The 16,972-nt window shown below is 60.3% G+C and carries 12 protein-coding genes; 8 read left to right on the top strand and 4 right to left on the bottom strand.

Annotated elements, in window-relative coordinates; genetic code table 11:
* Positions 1–51: 51 nt before the first annotated feature.
* The 7 genes from SELIN_RS09860 to dmeF all read left to right on the top strand — a co-directional run bounded on the left by SELIN_RS09860 (position 52) and on the right by dmeF (position 10,936).
* Entirely contained in the window at positions 52–939 is an 888-nt protein-coding gene (locus tag SELIN_RS09860; RefSeq protein ID WP_013506520.1) for an ABC transporter ATP-binding protein, read from the top strand.
* Positions 936–4,316 carry an ABC transporter permease family protein gene (locus tag SELIN_RS09855; protein WP_013506519.1) on the top strand — a complete coding sequence of 1,127 codons (3,381 nt, stop codon included), beginning with the start codon at positions 936–938 and terminating at the stop codon, positions 4,314–4,316. Before SELIN_RS09860 ends, SELIN_RS09855 begins: the two co-directional genes overlap by 4 nt.
* A gap of 25 nt (positions 4,317–4,341) precedes the next feature.
* Positions 4,342–6,135, top strand: coding sequence for an ABC transporter ATP-binding protein (locus SELIN_RS09850; protein ID WP_013506518.1), 1,794 nt, complete (start codon positions 4,342–4,344; stop codon positions 6,133–6,135).
* Positions 6,122–7,933, top strand: a complete 1,812-nt coding sequence (locus SELIN_RS09845; RefSeq protein WP_013506517.1) for an ABC transporter ATP-binding protein — start codon at positions 6,122–6,124, stop codon at positions 7,931–7,933. Before SELIN_RS09850 ends, SELIN_RS09845 begins: the two co-directional genes overlap by 14 nt.
* Complete coding sequence (locus SELIN_RS09840) at positions 7,926–9,101, top strand: MFS transporter (protein WP_013506516.1); 1,176 nt, start codon at positions 7,926–7,928, stop codon at positions 9,099–9,101. Before SELIN_RS09845 ends, SELIN_RS09840 begins: the two co-directional genes overlap by 8 nt.
* 36 nt (positions 9,102–9,137) lie before the next feature.
* Positions 9,138–9,779, top strand: a complete 642-nt coding sequence (locus tag SELIN_RS14145) for a DUF6796 family protein (RefSeq protein ID WP_013506515.1) — start codon at positions 9,138–9,140, stop codon at positions 9,777–9,779.
* 143 nt (positions 9,780–9,922) lie between these two features.
* The gene (gene dmeF, locus SELIN_RS09830; RefSeq protein WP_013506514.1) at positions 9,923–10,936 is read left to right on the top strand and encodes a CDF family Co(II)/Ni(II) efflux transporter DmeF; all 1,014 of its coding nucleotides are present in this window, start codon (positions 9,923–9,925) and stop codon (positions 10,934–10,936) included.
* On the opposite strand, the gene SELIN_RS09825 is transcribed toward dmeF, so the two are convergent.
* Together SELIN_RS09825 and hflX are read right to left on the bottom strand one after the other, a co-directional pair.
* On the bottom strand, positions 10,912–11,661 hold the full coding sequence (locus tag SELIN_RS09825) for a YdcF family protein (RefSeq protein WP_013506513.1): 750 nt from the start codon (positions 11,659–11,661) through the stop codon (positions 10,912–10,914). The genes dmeF and SELIN_RS09825 overlap by 25 nt on opposite strands.
* Positions 11,655–12,926: a ribosome rescue GTPase HflX gene (hflX, locus tag SELIN_RS09820; protein WP_041726863.1), complete on the bottom strand. Its 1,272-nt coding sequence runs from the start codon at positions 12,924–12,926 to the stop codon at positions 11,655–11,657. The genes SELIN_RS09825 and hflX overlap by 7 nt, the downstream gene beginning before the upstream one ends.
* Positions 12,927–13,058: 132 nt before the next feature.
* On the opposite strand from hflX, the gene SELIN_RS09815 reads away from it, so the two are divergent.
* Complete coding sequence (locus tag SELIN_RS09815) at positions 13,059–14,111, top strand: L,D-transpeptidase (protein ID WP_013506511.1); 1,053 nt, start codon at positions 13,059–13,061, stop codon at positions 14,109–14,111.
* A 208-nt stretch (positions 14,112–14,319) separates the two neighbouring features.
* Here the strand turns inward: SELIN_RS09815 and SELIN_RS09810 are convergent, their stop codons facing one another.
* Positions 14,320–16,386 (bottom strand): sodium-translocating pyrophosphatase, encoded by a 2,067-nt coding sequence (locus tag SELIN_RS09810; RefSeq protein ID WP_013506510.1) that lies wholly within the window; start codon positions 16,384–16,386, stop codon positions 14,320–14,322.
* A gap of 34 nt (positions 16,387–16,420) precedes the next feature.
* Positions 16,421–16,972: an AmmeMemoRadiSam system protein A gene (gene amrA, locus SELIN_RS09805; protein ID WP_013506509.1), complete on the bottom strand. Its 552-nt coding sequence runs from the start codon at positions 16,970–16,972 to the stop codon at positions 16,421–16,423.

The following is a 16,972-nucleotide window of genomic DNA, read 5'->3' as shown; positions in this document are numbered from 1 at the left end:
ATATCGGCTGAAAAAATATCGCGGGAAGCCTTCCCGCAGGAGCACATTACGATGCGAAAAGAGACGAGTCTGAGAGTACAGGGGCTGAAAAAAACCTACGCCAACGGTGTCTGCGCCCTTGATGGCGTGGATCTCGAAGTGGGGCCCGGCCTGTATGGACTGCTGGGCCCCAACGGGGCGGGCAAGAGCACCCTTATGCGGACACTGGCGACCCTGCAGGCCCCGGATGCGGGTGAGATTTATCTGGATGAAATAGATGTGCTGGCGCAGCCTGATCACCTGCGAAAGCGGCTCGGGTATCTGCCCCAGCATATCGGGGCCTATCCTGGTGTCAGCGGGCGTGACCTGCTGACTCGCTTTGCCTGGCTCAAGGGTCGCACGGATCGCCGGGAGCGTCAGGCTGAGGTGAGTATCCTCCTGGAGCGGGTGAATCTTAACGAAGCTGCCCATCGCGCTGTCTTCACCTATTCCGGTGGCATGCTGCGCCGCTTCGGTATTGCCATGGCCCTGATCGGTTCGCCGCGCCTGCTGATAGTGGATGAACCCACTGCTGGGCTTGATCCGGCCGAGCGCAATCGCTTCCACCGGGTTCTGGCTGATGTGGCGGCCGATGCGGTGGTTCTGCTTTCAACCCATATCGTGGAGGATGTGGAGAGCCTGTGCGGTCGCCTGGCCATTCTGGCCCACGGCCGCATCCTGATGGAGGGCTCGCCTTCTGAACTGATCGGCAGTCTGGAAAATCGCCTGTGGTCACGGGTGGTGCCACGGGGCGACGAATTACCCGAAGCCCTCCATTACAGTGCGGTACCCGATGGCACCCTGGCTGTGGTGCAGGCAGAGGCTTCGCCGGGGAAGGGCTTCCGGCGTCACACTGCCTGTCTGGAAGATGTCTACCACCTGGCGCTGGCCCAGGCAGGTCTGACGGGGGCAGAGGAATGAAGTTCTTTCTGAAGGAAGCCTGGCATGAATTTCGTTTTGGCATGAGCAGCGGTGTCGTGATTCTGGTCTATCTGGTGCTGGTGGGGTATCTCCTGCTGGTGCTCAGTAACGCTGATTATCTGCGCGATATGGGGGCGGTGGACGTACCCCGCAATGCGCCGGCTCTGGTCTATCTCATGTCTTCGGGGATGTCGTTTTTCCTCTTCTTTATCTGGGCCTGGGTGTTCGCTCAGCCTATTCTGCGTGATCAGGCCGCTGGCCTGCATGAGGTGGTGCTGGCTTCTCCTGTTTCCCTGCGCCAGCTGCTGGGGGCGCGCTTTGTGGGAGCCCTGGCCGTTGCCATTGTGATCGGCAGTTCCCAGGTTGTCGGCTTTGCCATTGCACCCGTTCTGGAGTGGATGGGCGCTGTGCCGGAGAATTCCTTTGCTCCGACCCCCTGGCTTGCCTTTGGTTGGGGAATGCTGCTGTTTATTATTCCCCTGGCCCTGGGAAGCGGTTCTCTGTATTTCGTGGCCGCCCTGCGCGGCCGCAGTCTCGGCGCGCCTTTCGCGGTGGCGGCTGCCCTGATGGGTTTCTGGATGGTCTCCATGATCATCCTCAAGGACGGGTATGTGGACCCCTTTTATTTTGCGATTCTCGATCCTTCCGGCTTTGCCGAGACGGAGTATCAGGTTGTCGACAACTGGACACCCCACCAGAAAAGCACGGCTCTGCTGGCCCTGACCCCTGGCCTGATCTGGAATCGTCTGATCTGGTGCGGTCTGCCACCACTGCTGCTGGCGGTTTCCCTGCTGCGCGTCCGTCGGGAGTGGCTGGTGCTGGAGCGCGGACGCGCAGTCATGGCGGTTGCGTCGGGTAATGAGCTGGGGCCAGGGCCACAGGTGTTGCCGGGGCCTGTCGGCGGGGCGGTTTCGTGGAGCCGTGCCGCAGCCAGTGAATCCTGGTGGCAGGTGCGCCAGGTGCTCAACCGTCGCTGGATGTGGCTGACCCTGGGCATGCTGGTGCTGCTGGGGTTTGCGGCTGGGTTTGTCCATGGCGTGCAGCACGCCTACGGTCCCATGGTGCCTCGCCCCGAGCTGGTCACCCCTCTGCTCTCCAGAAATTTCTATCTCATCATCGTGTTTATGCTGGCTGGCCTGGTGGGCCTCGCCATCCGCCGGGATGGCCGGGGTGGTATTGAGCAGATGCTGGACGCGGCACCGGCGCCGAACTCTGTGCGCCTGGCCGGACTGGTTGCCGGTATGGCAGGCATTGCCCTGGTCCTGGTCATGGTTCCGGCTCTGGCCAGCCTTCTCACGGCGTTGTTCGTGGCACCGGAAAGTGTGCGCCTGGTCTTTCCCTTTGCGCACCAGTTCTTCGTGCTTCTGCCCGCGTTACTGGAAATCTGCGCGTTCACCCTGTTACTGCACATTCTGATCCGCCGTCCGGGGCCGGCCTATGCCGCCTCTATCCTGGCGGTGTTTATTATGATCGTGAACCATGAGGCCCACCTGGTGACCTATCCACCCCTGGAAATAGGATTGCAGATACCCGTGCATATTTCCGGGCTGACGGGACTTGGCCCCTGGATGGAGAAACTGCTGGTCAGCGGCGGTTTCAAACTGGCTCTGGCAGCCCTGCTGCTGGCCCTGAGTGCCATGCTGGTCGTACGGGGCACCGATGACCACTGGAAAGTGCGCTGGAAAACATTTCGCCGCTCTCTGCGTGGCCGGGCTGGTATTGGTGCCCTGGCGGCGACAATCTGCCTGGCCCTGTTCAGTGTGGTGATGTTTGAGCGCTATGTGGCGCAGGGTCATTACGAGAGCCGTGCCACGGAGCTTGCCCACGATGCCGCCTGGGAGCGTCACTGGCTTGGACAGGCCGCTCCTTTCACGGTGGCTGGCGGGCATGTGCTGCTGCAGGTATATCCGCAGCAGCGGCAGCTTGCAGGGCAGTGGCGCATGGAAGGGGTCAGCTCCGACAATGGACACCTGCACGCTGCACTGCCCGATCTGCTGCGTTTTCAGAAAGCGATGGTGGAGGGACGCGAAGTCGTTGCCGAGGTGCGTCATCACCATGTGGCTGTGCCTTTGGAGAACTGTCCTCCCACGGGTTGCCAGGTGACTCTGGAGTGGACACTGTCGGCGCGGGGCTGGGACCCTGAGCATCGGCCACCCTGGCTGGTCGCCGATGCATACTGGCTGCACGCGCCGGACCTGATGCCTCGGCTGGGCTTTGATGCCAACCATGTGCTGCGTACTCCCGCAGAACGGGAGCACTTTGGCCTGCCGAACCCCGTGGTTCTGCCTCCCTACGCCTCCACGCTGGCCGCTGGTGCCGCGGCTGCGGCGGGTGATTGGAGTTGGGAGGTACAGGTACACCGGGGGCAGGAGATCGTTCATGTCCAGCGCGGAGCGACCCATGGCCTGCTGGATTTTACCGATGCCTGGGTGGCTGGTCTGGAGGAGCATGATCATGGTGCGGTAACGCTGCTGCATGATCGCAGCCGCAGGGGCATGGCGGCGTCGGTGGTCGAGGATCTTGACGCCATGGGAGCCTGTATTGGTCAACGCATGGGACGCGTTCCGCCAGTTTCCCACATTCTCCAGTGGCCCCGTGAACTGGGCGAGACCCGCCTGTCGGGCGAGAGGCTGCTGCTGGCCGAAGCGCCCCACTGGGATGTCCAGGAGAGTGGCGTGGGGCGATGGCTGCGACGTTCGGCCATTGCCCGGGCCCTGGCGGAACGGGTGATTCTGGATGACGGCGATGTGCGCGAAGGTGAGGGTTCCCTGTGGCTGAATCCCGGACTCTCCGGTGCCCTTGGCCTGGCATGTGTGGCGGAAGCAGATGGCCTCAGTGCCCTGTCGGCCCTGCTCTCTCACGGCACGGATCAGGTGGCGCGTTCCCTGGCAGCCAGCACCATACCGGTGACGACGCTGCGGAGTGCTCCGACGGAATCGGGCTGGGCGGTGGACTATGCGCCGCTGGCGCTTCTGAATCTGGTAGTAACTCAATCTTCCGGTGAGCTGAACGCTCTGCTGGCAGATGTACGCCAGGGCGATGCGGTCAGCGCACTGCGGGCGAAGGTGGGAGCGTCCAGCGCGGAACGGCTGCTTGGTCCCCCGCTGGCTTCGGATGTGCGCCTGGGTGGTGGCAGTGAACTTCAGATTACCGGAGAACGCTGGATATGGCATGCGGGTGGCTGGCAGACGGAAGAGACGCCTCTGGAGCCCTGGCGCTATGTGATTCGGGACGGAAAGCTCCGGGGGGAACCGGTGAGTGGCCTGGAGAGCCATGCCACTGATGCCTGTGACGCCCTGTACCTGGATGGACGCTTCGCCTATGAGCGGGCTCCCGTTGATAATCTGTGGCGCGCATCGTCACCGGAGTGTCGCTGATGCGGCTGCTGTCCGGAGGTCTGATATGAAATCGCCTTTGGCCCATGGAATGCTGAGCAAACCCGGTATCTGGGGAGTGATGGCACCCGTCATGGGGGGAATTCGCGGTGCCATGGCCCTGGCGGCGCTCGGTTCCATGGCAACCATCGGTGCTGTCGTGGTCCTGGCGCTGGTGGTGCATGAACTGCTGCAGAGTGATCCCCAGCCGGCACGGTGGATGGTGCTGGCGCTGCTACTGACGGCGGTGGCGCTCATCCTGCGCGGGGCGAGCTTTACCCTGTCTCACCTGGTGGCATTCCGGCTGGAGACAATGCTGCGCACTGAGCTGGCGGAGCACCTGGCCCGTGTTCCACTGGGATTTCTTCTCTCCAGCGGCTCCGGTGCTTTGACCAAAGTCATTCAGGATGATGTGAAAGACCTGCATGGTTTCGTGGCAGACAGCACCCCTCTGCTGGGGCGCTCGGTTACCGCTCCCGTTGTCACCCTGGTGGTGCTGTTGGTCATCGACTGGCGGCTGGCTCTGGTGGCGCTGGGGGTGCTGCTGGCTGGTGTCCTGGTGCTGCGCCTGGCCATGCGGGATCACAGAGAGCTTTCCGAACGCTATGACGCGGAACGGGAACGCATCAACGGGGCGGTTATCGAGTTTGTGCAGGCCATGCCGGTGGTGAGGACGTTCGATGACGGCAGTACCTCGTTTCGACGCTATCATCAGGCCTTGAGCGCCTTCCATGGTGTCCTGGCGCACTGGGTGGAGGCGTCAAGCACCAGCGGACGTCTTGCCATGATCGTGCTGAGTCCGCTGCCCACACTCATAGCCCTGCTGGTGGCAGGCAGCCTGCTCTTCGCTTCCGGCAGTCTGAGTTTTGCGGTCTGGGTGGGGGTGCTGCTGATCGGTACAGGTATGGCGGAGGCGCTGATTCCGTTGATGTGGCTGAGTGGTTTTATCCGCAAAGCCAATGGCAGTGCCTTGCGTATTCAGTCGCTGCGATCCGAGCCGCCTCTGCCGGAGCCGCTGTCCGCGCAGCAGCCTGTGGGCAGCGATATTGTCTTTGATTCGGTGAGCTTCGCCTATGGAGAGCGATCCGGTGATGTTCTGCACGAGGTGAGTTTTTGTGTGCCTGCCGGCACGGTGACGGCGCTGGTGGGCCCTTCGGGCTCCGGCAAGAGCACCGTGGCGCGTCTTCTGCCACGCTTCTGGGATGTGCGCGCGGGTGCGATCAGGATTGGTGGTGTGGATGTGCGCCACATGAGCGCCCAGACCCTGATGTCCCATGTGGCATTTGTCTTCCAGGATACGTTCCTGTTTCACGATACCATTGCCGACAATATTCGCCTGGGCCGTCCCGACGCTACCATGGCCGAAGTGGAACGGGCGGCTCGGGCCGCTCAGGCCCATGATTTCATTGTGCAGCTGCCGGAAGGCTATGAAACCAGGGCGGGAGACCGTGGTGGTCGCCTTTCCGGTGGGCAGCGTCAGCGTATCACCATTGCCCGTGCCATCTTGCAGGATCGTCCCATCGTGGTGCTCGACGAGGCTACGGCTTTTGCGGACCCCGAAAATGAAGTAGCCCTGGTCAGCGCTCTGGCACACCTGATGCGCGGACGGACGGTTATCCTTATCGCCCATCGCCTGCCCACGGTCCAGGATGCCGATCAGATTCTCGTCCTTGAGGGTGGCTGTGTCGTCGAGCGGGGCTGTCACGGAGAGCTCCTGGCTCTTAAGGGCCTCTATCGGCGGCTCTGGAATACCTATGAGCAGGCTCAGGGCTGGTCCCTGCAAAAAATCCGGCCCACAGGAGGCACCCATGACACCCACTGACGCCATGCCGCGCATTGGCATACCCACGCTCTGGCAAACCTATGGGCGCATGATCCAGATAGCCGATGAACGGGCACCCCAGCTGCGTTCATCGTTGATCAGTTCCGCGCTCTCGGCTATTTTTCAGGGTCTGGCCCTGGCGTGCCTGTATCCGATTCTGTCAGCGGTGCTGCGTGAGCCTTTTGATGTTCATGCCCTGTGGGTTCCCGGTGGAATGATGCTGCTTTTTGCGCTGCTCGACTGGGTGTTGCGCTGGCACGGACACACCTTCGGGTACTCCCGCTGTCTGGCTGACGTTACCCATGCCATTCGGGTGCGCCTGGGGAACCAGCTGCGTCTCATGCCCCTGGAAGAACTCTATCAGAGCCGGACCGGAGAGCTTTCCGCCGTGATTGCGGGCAATGTGGACGAAGTGGTCACCCCCATGGGCATGCTGGCCGATACCTTTTTGCGCAGTGCCCTGGTTCCACTGGTAGTGGTCCTGACGACGGCTCTGATTGAATGGCGCCTGGCTCTGGCCATGCTCCTGCTGTTTCCGGTGACGGTGCCCCTCTATCGGTGGCGCAAGCGTCTCTCGGGGGGAAGCATGCGCACGCTGGCGGCTGCCCATGCCCGTACTTCGGCTGAAATTATCGAGTATACCCAGGGCCTGGCGGTGCTGCGCTCTGCCAATGCCACAGGAGTGAAGGCTCGTCGCCTGCAGGAGTCCCTGGTGCATCTGCAGGATGTCCAGGCCAGAAACCAGTGGTCCGGCCTCTGGCCGAGTCTGGTTATATGGACCCTGATTGAGGGCGGGCTTATCCTGATCCTGGCACTGGGAGTTGTCCTGGTCGCTGGTGGCAGCCTTTCCATTGCCATGCTGGCGGCGCTGCTGATTATTACGGTGCGAATTTCCGAGCCCCTGGCGATCATGACGAACCTGTCGGCGGTTTTTGACTATATGGAGGCGGGTTTTGAACAGGTGGAAAAGCTGCTGGCGGTGAAACCGCTGCCATGCCTGCAGCCCTCTTCACTGCCCACGCGTTTTGACGTGCGCTTTGAAGGGGTGAGCTTCCAGTATGCCGGTACGGAGGGCGCAGTGCTCAGTGGCCTTGATCTCCATCTGCCGGAGCGATCCCTGACCGCGCTGGTGGGACCGTCGGGTTCCGGCAAGACGACGATCACGCGCCTGCTGATGCGCTATGCTGATCCCCAGCAGGGTCGCATCATGATCGGAGGAAACGATATCCGGGCCATGGAGCCCGAAGAGCTTATGGCCTGTATTTCCGTGGTTTTCCAGGATGTGTACCTCTTTGACGATACCATTCTCGCCAACATCCGCATGGGCCGTTGCAGTGCCACGGATGCTGAAGTGGAAGCCGCTGCCCGGGCAGCCTGCTGCCATGAATTCATCAGCCGCCTGCCCCTTGGGTATCAGACCCGGGTTGGCGATATCGGTGGCAGCCTCTCGGGAGGTGAGCGGCAACGCATCAGTATTGCCCGCGCTCTCCTCAAGGATGCGCCCATTGTCATGCTGGATGAGCCAACGGCAGCGCTGGATACCGAAAGTGAGCTTTCTGTCCAGCAGGCTATTGATACGCTGGTGCAGGATCGTACCGTTATTGTCATAGCCCATCGGCTTTCCACCATCGTGGGGGCTGAACGCATCCTGGTTCTTGAAGACGGGAAACTGGTGGAGCAGGGAACCCATGAACATCTGCTGGATGCCGGTGGACGCTACCGGGCCATGTGGAATGCCCAGCAGAGCGCCAAAAGCTGGCATCTGGCCGTGGCTGCGGGAGGTGACTCCCGTGACTGAACTGCGCCCGCTGCTGATTGCCAACGCCCTGTGCGTATCGGCGATGATGGCTTTTGTCGCGGTGGTCGGCCCGCTGGTACGGGCTCTGGGATTGGCGGAGTGGCATGGCGGGCTGGCAGTCACCCTGGCTGGCGTATTGTGGATGCTGCTGGCCCGCCCCTGGGGAAGGGCCAGCGACAGGTATGGACGCAAGCCGATACTGCTGCTGAGCATGGGCGGATTTGCCCTGGCCTATCTGCTGCTGGCGGTGGTGCTGGATATCGCCCTGTACCTCTCCCTGGGCGTCGTCGTAACCGTGACCCTCCTGTCACTGAGCCGCAGCCTGATCGGAGCCTTCTATGCGGCTGTTCCCCCTGCCAGCGCGGCCTTGATCGCCGATCGTTTTCCCCGTGAAACCCGGACCTCAGCCATGGCGTCCCTGGGCGCCGCCAATGCCATCGGCATGGTGCTGGGTCCGCTCCTCGGAGGTATGCTGGCCAGCTGGAGCCTGACGTTGCCACTGTATATGGCGGCGGTGCTGCCGCTGCTGGCGGTGGTGCTGCTGTGGCGTTTTCTGCCCGCTACGGAACCTCGTAGTGCCGCTTCAGCGGCTCCGCCGCGACTTTTCGATCCGCGTCTGCGCCTGCCACTGGCGAGTGCCCTGCTTGCCATGGGTACCGTGGTGACCGCTCAGACGTGTATCGGTTTTTTTGCCCTTGACCGCCTGAATCTCGACGGAGCCAGTGCGGCCAGAGTAGCGGGCTCTGCCATGGCTTGTGTCGGGGTCATGTTGATAGCGGTTCAGGTTGCCGTCATGCGGTTTCGTTCCGTTGCACCTGAAGTATGGCTCACCAGCGGAGCTCTGGTTGCGGCTACAGGTTTTGGTGCGGTAACCCAGGTATCCGCGTCTTTGGGTCTGATCGTGAGTTACGGTATTGCTGCGGCGGGCATGGGACTGGTTTTTCCGGCGTTTCAGGCCCTGGCAGCCAATGCGGTGAGCGCCACGGAACAGGGCCATGCGGCTGGTTCGGTTTCAGCCGTCCAGGGGCTCGCCATCGTGATTGCGCCACTGGCCAGTGCGGCGCTGTACGGCATGAACCCAACACTTCCCTATGGCGTGTGTGCGGTGCTGCTGCTGGTTCTGGCCCTCTCTGGCGGGCTGGCGATGCGGCGCAGGTTTTCTGGATAAGTGGTTGATGTCAAAAATGCAAAGGAGCACTGACATATGCGAACATGGGTTTATGCACTCCTGGGGTTATTGGGGGCGGTGATTATGTATGCCGGGGATATGCTTTTTTACTACACGCCCACCCCTGTAACCAGCCTTGAAGAGGATATTTTCCGGATCATGTCCGGTGTTTCTGACTGGCGCCTTCACCTGGGAGCACTGTGTGGGCCACTGGCCACGGTTTTTTACATAGCGGGTTTCTACCACATCAAAAGGGCACTGGCAAAAACGGCTCCGCTCAGCGGAACAGTGATTTTTGTCATGCTGGCGGCGGCTATTGTTTTTGGCGCTGTATTTCACGCGATGTTTGCGCCCTTTGGTTTTGTCTCGCGTACGGATGACCATGCGGTTCTTCTGGAGCAACTCATGGTCACGGCGTTTTCCATGTTTTATTTCTATGCGTTTTTTATGGCCGCTGGATTGCTGTATCTGATGGTTCTGGTTCTGCGTGGGCGTACGCCGTTTCCAAAATGGATACTGTTTTTTCATCCCCTGGTGGTGTGGCTGTGGACTTCATTTTTTGTGTACCTGCCATCACCCCTGCTGGTTCTCCTGGAAGGTGGCAGGTTTAACATCATGTTTGCCCTGTTTTTTGCTGCTTCTGCTGTGGTTCTGTACCGAAACAGGTTGTCTTCGTGAAAGACATTTTCATAATCCGCTGCCAATGAAGTACGCGCCCAGTTGATTTTCCGGTTAGCCGGGTCTATCATGCTTCTTCTGATGAATGGGCCTGAACGCTCACCGGTCGTGCTGGCCGGATATTCTCTTTGGGAGCACTTTGTATGGCAACACACGCTTCTTCTGCGCCATCCATGGACACCTGTACCCTGGTGGCGCGCATAAACAGTGAACACGATTTCGGTCAGGGGACGAAGCGCAGCGCGGAACGGCGCACGCTGATCGTCACCATACTGACGCTGGTGACCATGATTGGCGAGATTGCCGGTGGCTGGCTGACGGGGTCAATGGCCCTGCTGGCGGACGGAATTCACATGGGTGGTCACACGGTGGCGCTGGGGCTGGCGACGCTGGCGTACTACCTGGCGCGGCGCCACGCCCATGATCGCCGCTTGAGTCTGGGCAGTGGCAAGATTGCAGATCTGGCGGCCTACACCAGCGCCCTTTTCCTGGGAGCTTCCATTCTCTGGCTGGTGTACGAGTCGGTGAACCGTCTGCTCAATCCCCAGTCGCTTTATGCCATGGAGGCTCTGATGGTGGCGGTGATCGGCTTGCTGGTCAATCTGGTTTCCGCTTGGCTGCTGGCGGGAAGTCACGATCACCATCACAGCCATGATCACGATCACGACCATCATCATGGGGACTCCCATGAATCTCACCATCACCATCAGGATAATAATCTGCGGGCGGCGCTGGTGCATGTCATCGCCGACGCGGTGACCTCGGTGGCGGCTATTGTCGGCTTGCTGGCGGCCTGGCTCTGGGGTTGGAACTGGCTAGATCCGGTGATTGCCCTGGTGGCTTCGCTGGTGATTCTGCGCTGGTCTTTTGGCTTGCTGCGCCAGACCAGTGCGGTACTGCTGGATGCCGAGGGGCCGAAGCAGCTGCGTAACCGGATTCGCAGCCGTCTGGAGGGGGTTGCCGACAGCCGTGTGACGGATCTGCACCTGTGGTCGGTGGGCCAGGGGGCGTGGACGCTGATGGCTTCGGTGGTCAGTCACCATCCGGTTTCTCCGGAGGTGTACAAGGAGCAGTTGGCGGATATGGCGGGCATCCATCATCCGATTATCGAAGTGTACTACTGTGAGGAGTGTCAGGAGCTGCCGAGGAGGCGGTAAACGGCTTTGCCGAGCCACTCGTGGATGGCCTGGGTGCTGCGCTCGAGATGATGGGCGCGAGGTATCCAGGCGATAATGCCTCCTGGTGGCGGGCTGGCGAAGTCGGTGGGAGCGGGGATGACTTCAAGGCCCTGGCGGCGAAATTCAGGCAGGGCGCGGGGCAGGTGCCAGGCCTGGGTGACCAGCAGAATATGCGTGATGTCTGCGTTTTGGAGGATGGGGGCGCTGTAGCGAGCGTTTTCTCTGGTGGTGCGGCTGTGCTCTTCTCTCCACTGGGCTTCGAGACCAAAGGAGTGTCGCAGGGCCTGATCCATCAGCCAGGCTTCACTGTGGAGTTCGCCGTGTACCCGTCCGCCGCTGACCAGGATGGGCAGACCACTTTGTCTGGCCAGGTGTGCTCCATAGGCCAGGCGTCGCCAGGTGGCGTTGCCGGGGGCGTCTTCCGCGCCAAATTCCGGTGCGCCGTAATCGCGTCCACCGCCCAGGATGACGATAGCCTGGGCGCGGCGTATGTCTTTCCCGGTGGGTGGGGGGTGCTGCTGCAGGCCACTGTGCAGCCAGGCACTGGTGACGGGCAGGCTGAGCAGCAGCAGGCTCAGGAGGCCGATGCTCCACAGTGTTATGCCCAGACGACGGTGGCTCCTTATGCACAGCAGGCTGCCGACTGCGATGAGCAGGGCATTGATGACGGGAGGCAGTACCAGGTACTTCAGCAGATTCAGCACGGGGGATGGCTCTCCAGCAGGCGCTCGAGGTGCTCCCGGGCGAGGAAGACCTCAAGTATCCAGTTGCCTTCATCGTCGAGGGTTTCGTTGACAATGGCGTTGCGTTCGTAGAGCAGCGCGCGCAGTTTTCCCTGGGCGGGGCCAAGGACGATGTGGCTTCTTTTCAGCTGTGGTTCCAAAAGCTGGGCGACGGCCTGGCGCAGCAGATCAAGTCCCTGTCCCCGCAGGGCGCTGATCCATACCCGCCGGGGCTTTCCTTCGTCGTCGTAGTCGATATGGGGCTCAATGCCTTCGGGGATGCGGTCGATCTTGTTCATCACCTCCAGCTGTGCCACTTCGATGGCTTCAATATCTTCCAGAACTTTCAGCACGGATTCCCGGTTGCGTTCCAGCTCTTCGTGGGAGGCGTCCATGACGTGGAGCAGCAGTGTGCTTTCACGGGTCTCCTGCAGGGTGGAGCGAAAGGCGGCCACCAGGGTGTGCGGCAGGTGGCGGATGAATCCCACGGTATCGGCCAGGAAGGCGTCGGGCATGCCGGGCAGGCTGAGGGAGCGGATGGTGGGGTCCAGGGTGGCGAAGAGCTGATCGTGGGCATAGACGGTGGAGGTGGTCAGGGCGTTGAAGAGGGTGGATTTGCCAGCGTTGGTGTAGCCGACCAGCGAGATGGTGGCCTTCTCGTGGCGGGTGCGGTGCTGCCGGACCTGCTGGCGCTGGCGGGTGACTTTTTCCAGCCGCTGCTGAATATACTCGATGCGTTTGCGGATCAGGCGACGGTCTGTTTCCAGCTGGGTTTCACCGGGGCCACGCATGCCGATGCCGCCCTTCTGGCGTTCCAGGTGTGTCCAGCCCCGTACCAGGCGGGTGGACATATAGCGCAGCTGGGCAAGCTCCACCTGGAGTTTGCCCTCAAAGGTGCGGGCGCGCTGGGCGAAAATATCGAGGATCAGGCCGGTACGGTCGATGACCCGGCACTGAAACAGTTTCTCCAGGTTGCGCTCCTGGGTGGGGCTGAGGGTATGGTTGAAGATGGCGATTTCAACGGCCTGCTCTTCCACGTATTGGGCGATCTCCTGGGCTTTGCCGCTGCCGATGTACAGGCGCGAGTCGGGCTCGTCGCGGTTGCACTGAAACACGCTGAGTACTGAAGCGCCGGCGGATTGCGCCAGCTCCATGCACTCATTGAGATCTTCTGCATCCATGGTCTGTCGGGAGAAGTTGACATGGACGATGATGGCCTGCTCGCCACGTTGATATCGGTCAAACAAGAAGTATCCTTTCAGCTCTTCCTGGTACATTTACCGGAAAGATCTTGACAGCAGTGCAATATGCCACGTATTTCTATAAAACCCTTCACAGGAAAATGCATTTTATCATCAAAAGCGAGAAACAACACGACCATGTTCACGAAATATTCTTCCCGTATGCTGCTGTGCCTTTTCCTCCTGCTTTCTCCCCTTTCCGCTCTTTCCCAGCCCGACTCCCGTGTGGTGGTTGCCTCTGCGGGCACCAGCGCCCTGACGATTACTGCCGACGCGCCGATTTTTAACCGCCCCGATGGAGACGCCATCGGAACCTGGTACGCGGGTACGCCCTTTACGTCCAATGAGGAGTCTGGCCCGTGGCTGCGCATAACCGGATATTTCCCTGAAGGGAGCTGGAAGGCCGCGCCCGGGATCTGGTGGGTGCACAAGGAACATGTCTTCCAGGATATTCCACAGGAACGAAGCGTGGAAGCGCGCACCTATGAGGCGGTGCAACTGCTCTATGTGCGTGATGAGGCCGGGGGAGAGACGGTTCTGGACACATGGGAGGTGGGCAGTCGCTTTACCTCCAACCGGCAGGCCGGTGACTGGATTCGCGTTACCGGCTATTTTCCCGGTGATGCCTGGACTCCCAATCGTGAATCCTGGTGGGTACACCGCAGCGGAGTGCGGGATATCACCCGCCCGACGGTACCGCTGGTTCCATTGAAGCCGGGGCACAGCCGGTATATTGTCATCAACAAGGAGAGTTTTCTGCTCAATGTCCATGAAGTGGACTCACGGGGACAGGAGCGCATCATCTATACCGCGCTCGTTGGGCTTGGGCGCGATGAGTGCATGCCACGGGAGCAGGGGGGCAACTGCTACTTCACCGAGCCCGGTGAGTATGCCGTTCGCTGGAAGATCTATGAGCCCGATGGCATCGAATGGTGCATTCCTCCCTCCATGGAAAAGGAGGAGCGTTATGCGGCGGATATTGCCGCTGGACAACGCTGTTTTCCCGGCGTGCTGGGCAATTTTGCCCTCAATATCGGCAAGACTTACGCAATCCACGGCACTCGCAATCTGGACAGCATCGGCCAACGCATGAGCAGCGGTTGCATCCGCACCCATAATGATGTGGCTGAGCAGCTGTACAAGCTTATGCGTGAAGGGGATCGGGTGGTGATTCAGGAGGGAGATTCCTGACGGGCAAAAGGCTGAGCATTAGCCGCAAATGAACGCCAATAAGCGCGAATGGGAGAACTTGAACCTTTTCAGACAGTATCTGCGCAGGCGCAGCAACGGGTGAGAGGATCTCTTCTGCTTGACAGGGTTTTGGATTTGTTCTGTACAGAAAACGCCCCGCTCACGTGTGTGAGCGGGGCGGCTGTTTATGTGCGTACTGTGCTGGCGATCAGAGGAAGGGAATCAGCAGCAGGGCCACGACGTTGATAACTTTGATGACGGGATTGATGGCGGGGCCGGCGGTGTCCTTGTAGGGGTCACCGACGGTGTCGCCGGTTACCGCAGCTTTGTGGGCTTCGGAGCCTTTGCCTCCATGGTGGCCGTCTTCAATGTACTTCTTGGCGTTATCCCAGGCGCCACCACTGTTGCACAGGGAGACCGCCACAAAGATACCAGTTACGATGCAGCCGATGAGGACGCCAGCGAGAATCTTGGGGGCAGCGTCGGGCGCGATCATTGTTCCGATAATAACCGCCAGGATAGGCACCAGCACGGGCAGCAGAGCGGGAATGATCATCTGCTTGATGGCTTCACCGGTAACGATATTCACGCACTGGTAGTAGTCGGGCTTTTCGGTGCCTTGCATGATTTTCGGATTGTTGCGGAACTGACGGCGGACTTCTTCGATAACGGCGCCGGCAGCTTTGCCAACGGCTTCCATGGCGTAAGCGCCTACGAGGAAGGGGACCATACCACCGATGAAGAGACCAGCGATGACGAAGGGATCAGAGAGCAGGAACTCCATGGTAATGCCCTTGATGCGCTCCAGGTCGACTTTGTAGGCGGAGAAAAGTACGATACTGGCCAGTCCGGCGGAGCCGATAGCGTAGCCTTTGGTTACGGCTTTGGTGGTGTTGCCCACGGCGTCCAGTTTATCGGTGACATTGCGCACGTTGGCGTCCAGCTCGCTCATTTCAGCGATACCACCGGCATTGTCGGTGATGGGGCCGTAGGCGTCGAGGGTGACGATCATGCCGGCCATGGACAGCAGACTCATGGCGGCAATGGCCACTCCGAAGACGCCAGCCAGCATGTAGGAGAAGATGATGCCCATGACGATGACCATGACCACGGGCGCTGTGGATTGCAATCCAATGGCCAGTCCGGCGATGATGTTGGTGGCGCTGCCGGATTCACTGGCGGCGGCAATTTTCTTCACGGGGCCATAGGCTGTGGAGGTATAGTATTCCGTGATGTAGAAGATCAGTCCGGTGACCGCCAGGCCGATGATGGCACAGAAGAAGACATTCAGCGGGTTCTCCACAAAGCCTTCCAGCATCATGGTGGTGGCGGGATAAAAGAGGATGGCGCTGATGATGGCGCTGATGGCCAGTGATTTATAGAGGGAGCCCATGACATTGTCATTGGTGAGTTTGGTGTAGAAGCTGCCGATGATGGAGCCCAGGATGCTGATACCGCCGAGAACCAGGGGGTAGGTGACGACGCTGAAGCTGTCGCTTACCATGAAGGCGGCAATCAGCATGGCCGCGATGGCGGTTACGGCATAGGTTTCGAAGAGGTCAGCCGCCATACCGGCGCAGTCGCCCACGTTGTCGCCCACGTTGTCGGCAATGACGGCCGGGTTGCGGGGATCGTCTTCAGGAATGCCTGCTTCCACTTTTCCCACCAGGTCAGCGCCAACATCGGCAGCTTTGGTGTAAATACCACCGCCAAGGCGGGCGAACATGGAGATAAGGCTGGAACCGAAAGCCAGGCCGATCAGGGAGATGACAGCGGCTTCATGGCCGTGGCTGCTGGCAGGCATGACAAGGGTCAGGATGAAATAGTAACCGGCAACACCCAGCAGACCCAGGCCCACAACCAGCAGACCAGTAACGGCGCCACCCATGAAGGCAACCTTGTGGGCGCTTTGCAGTCCCTCGCGGGCCGCGGCCGCTACGCGAACGTTGGCACGGACGCTGACGTTCATGCCGATAAAACCAGCCAGGGCGCTGAGCACGGCACCAATGATAAAGCCGATGGCCTGGAAGGCGCCATGGGCAAAGTCTTCAACCAGTCCGATAAATACGAAAATAGCGATAGTTACAATGATGCCGACAATGGCGATTGCCTTGTACTGGCGCGTCAGATAGGCCGATGCGCCTTCCTGAATCGCGGCAGCGATGGAGGTCATTTTCTCGTCACCAGCGGGCATGGCGGAAATTTTTCTGGTAAACACCAGTCCCATCGCAATTCCCAGGATTGAACAGACCAAGGCAAATAACACAGACGTCATGAGGGTTCTCCTTCAATGTGTATTCTGCGGGGTATCACCCCGTTACATCCTTTATAATAAAGGCTTCAACGGCTTCAATGGTGCAGTCGGGACTGCGGTAGGCCTCCTTGGGCAGTCCAGCCTTGATGCAGGTAAAGCTGAGGAACTCCTCACGGCTCCACTGGTGCTCTATGGCGACCTGGGGCAGCAGAACCCCGCGCTGAGAGCCAAGGGATACCATGAGGCCGTGGCGACCGACAACGATGTCATCAATGCCTACGGGCTTTGGTGGAGCCAGAACCGTTACTTCAATGGCGATCATCTCAAATTCCGTGGCCTGGAGCGGCTTGAAGCGATAGTCGCCGAAAGCCGCCGCGCAGGCCATGGAGGTGAGGTTCTCTCGCAGTGGCTGTGGCAAAAAAGTACCTATGCAGCCGCGCAGCTGACCCTCCAGGGTGAGGGTCACGAAGAGACCGCTTTCCATGGCCGGGATATCATAGTGTGCCTTTGGGCTCACGAGTTTGAGCTCCTGGCCGATGGTGTCGCGCACCAGCTGCAGCATCTCCTGCTGCTGGTGGTGGGGCAGACTGCCGAGGTGTGAAGACAT

It is taken from the genome of Desulfurispirillum indicum S5, from assembly GCF_000177635.2.
GTDB lineage: Bacteria > Chrysiogenota > Chrysiogenetes > Chrysiogenales > Chrysiogenaceae > Desulfurispirillum > Desulfurispirillum indicum.
This window is presented reverse-complemented; position numbering and strand designations above follow the sequence as displayed.

Coding starts and splice junctions, on each gene's coding strand:
- SELIN_RS09810 (WP_013506510.1), bottom strand. CDS start 16,386: ATGACGTCTGTGTTATTTGCCTTGGTCTGTTCAATCCTGGGAATTGCG.
- SELIN_RS09850 (WP_013506518.1), top strand. CDS start 4,342: ATGAAATCGCCTTTGGCCCATGGAATGCTGAGCAAACCCGGTATCTGG.
- SELIN_RS14145 (WP_013506515.1), top strand. CDS start 9,138: ATGCGAACATGGGTTTATGCACTCCTGGGGTTATTGGGGGCGGTGATT.
- dmeF (WP_013506514.1), top strand. CDS start 9,923: ATGGCAACACACGCTTCTTCTGCGCCATCCATGGACACCTGTACCCTG.
- SELIN_RS09845 (WP_013506517.1), top strand. CDS start 6,122: ATGACACCCACTGACGCCATGCCGCGCATTGGCATACCCACGCTCTGG.
- SELIN_RS09855 (WP_013506519.1), top strand. CDS start 936: ATGAAGTTCTTTCTGAAGGAAGCCTGGCATGAATTTCGTTTTGGCATG.
- SELIN_RS09860 (WP_013506520.1), top strand. CDS start 52: ATGCGAAAAGAGACGAGTCTGAGAGTACAGGGGCTGAAAAAAACCTAC.
- amrA (WP_013506509.1), bottom strand. CDS start 16,972: ATGTCTTCACACCTCGGCAGTCTGCCCCACCACCAGCAGCAGGAGATG.
- SELIN_RS09815 (WP_013506511.1), top strand. CDS start 13,059: ATGTTCACGAAATATTCTTCCCGTATGCTGCTGTGCCTTTTCCTCCTG.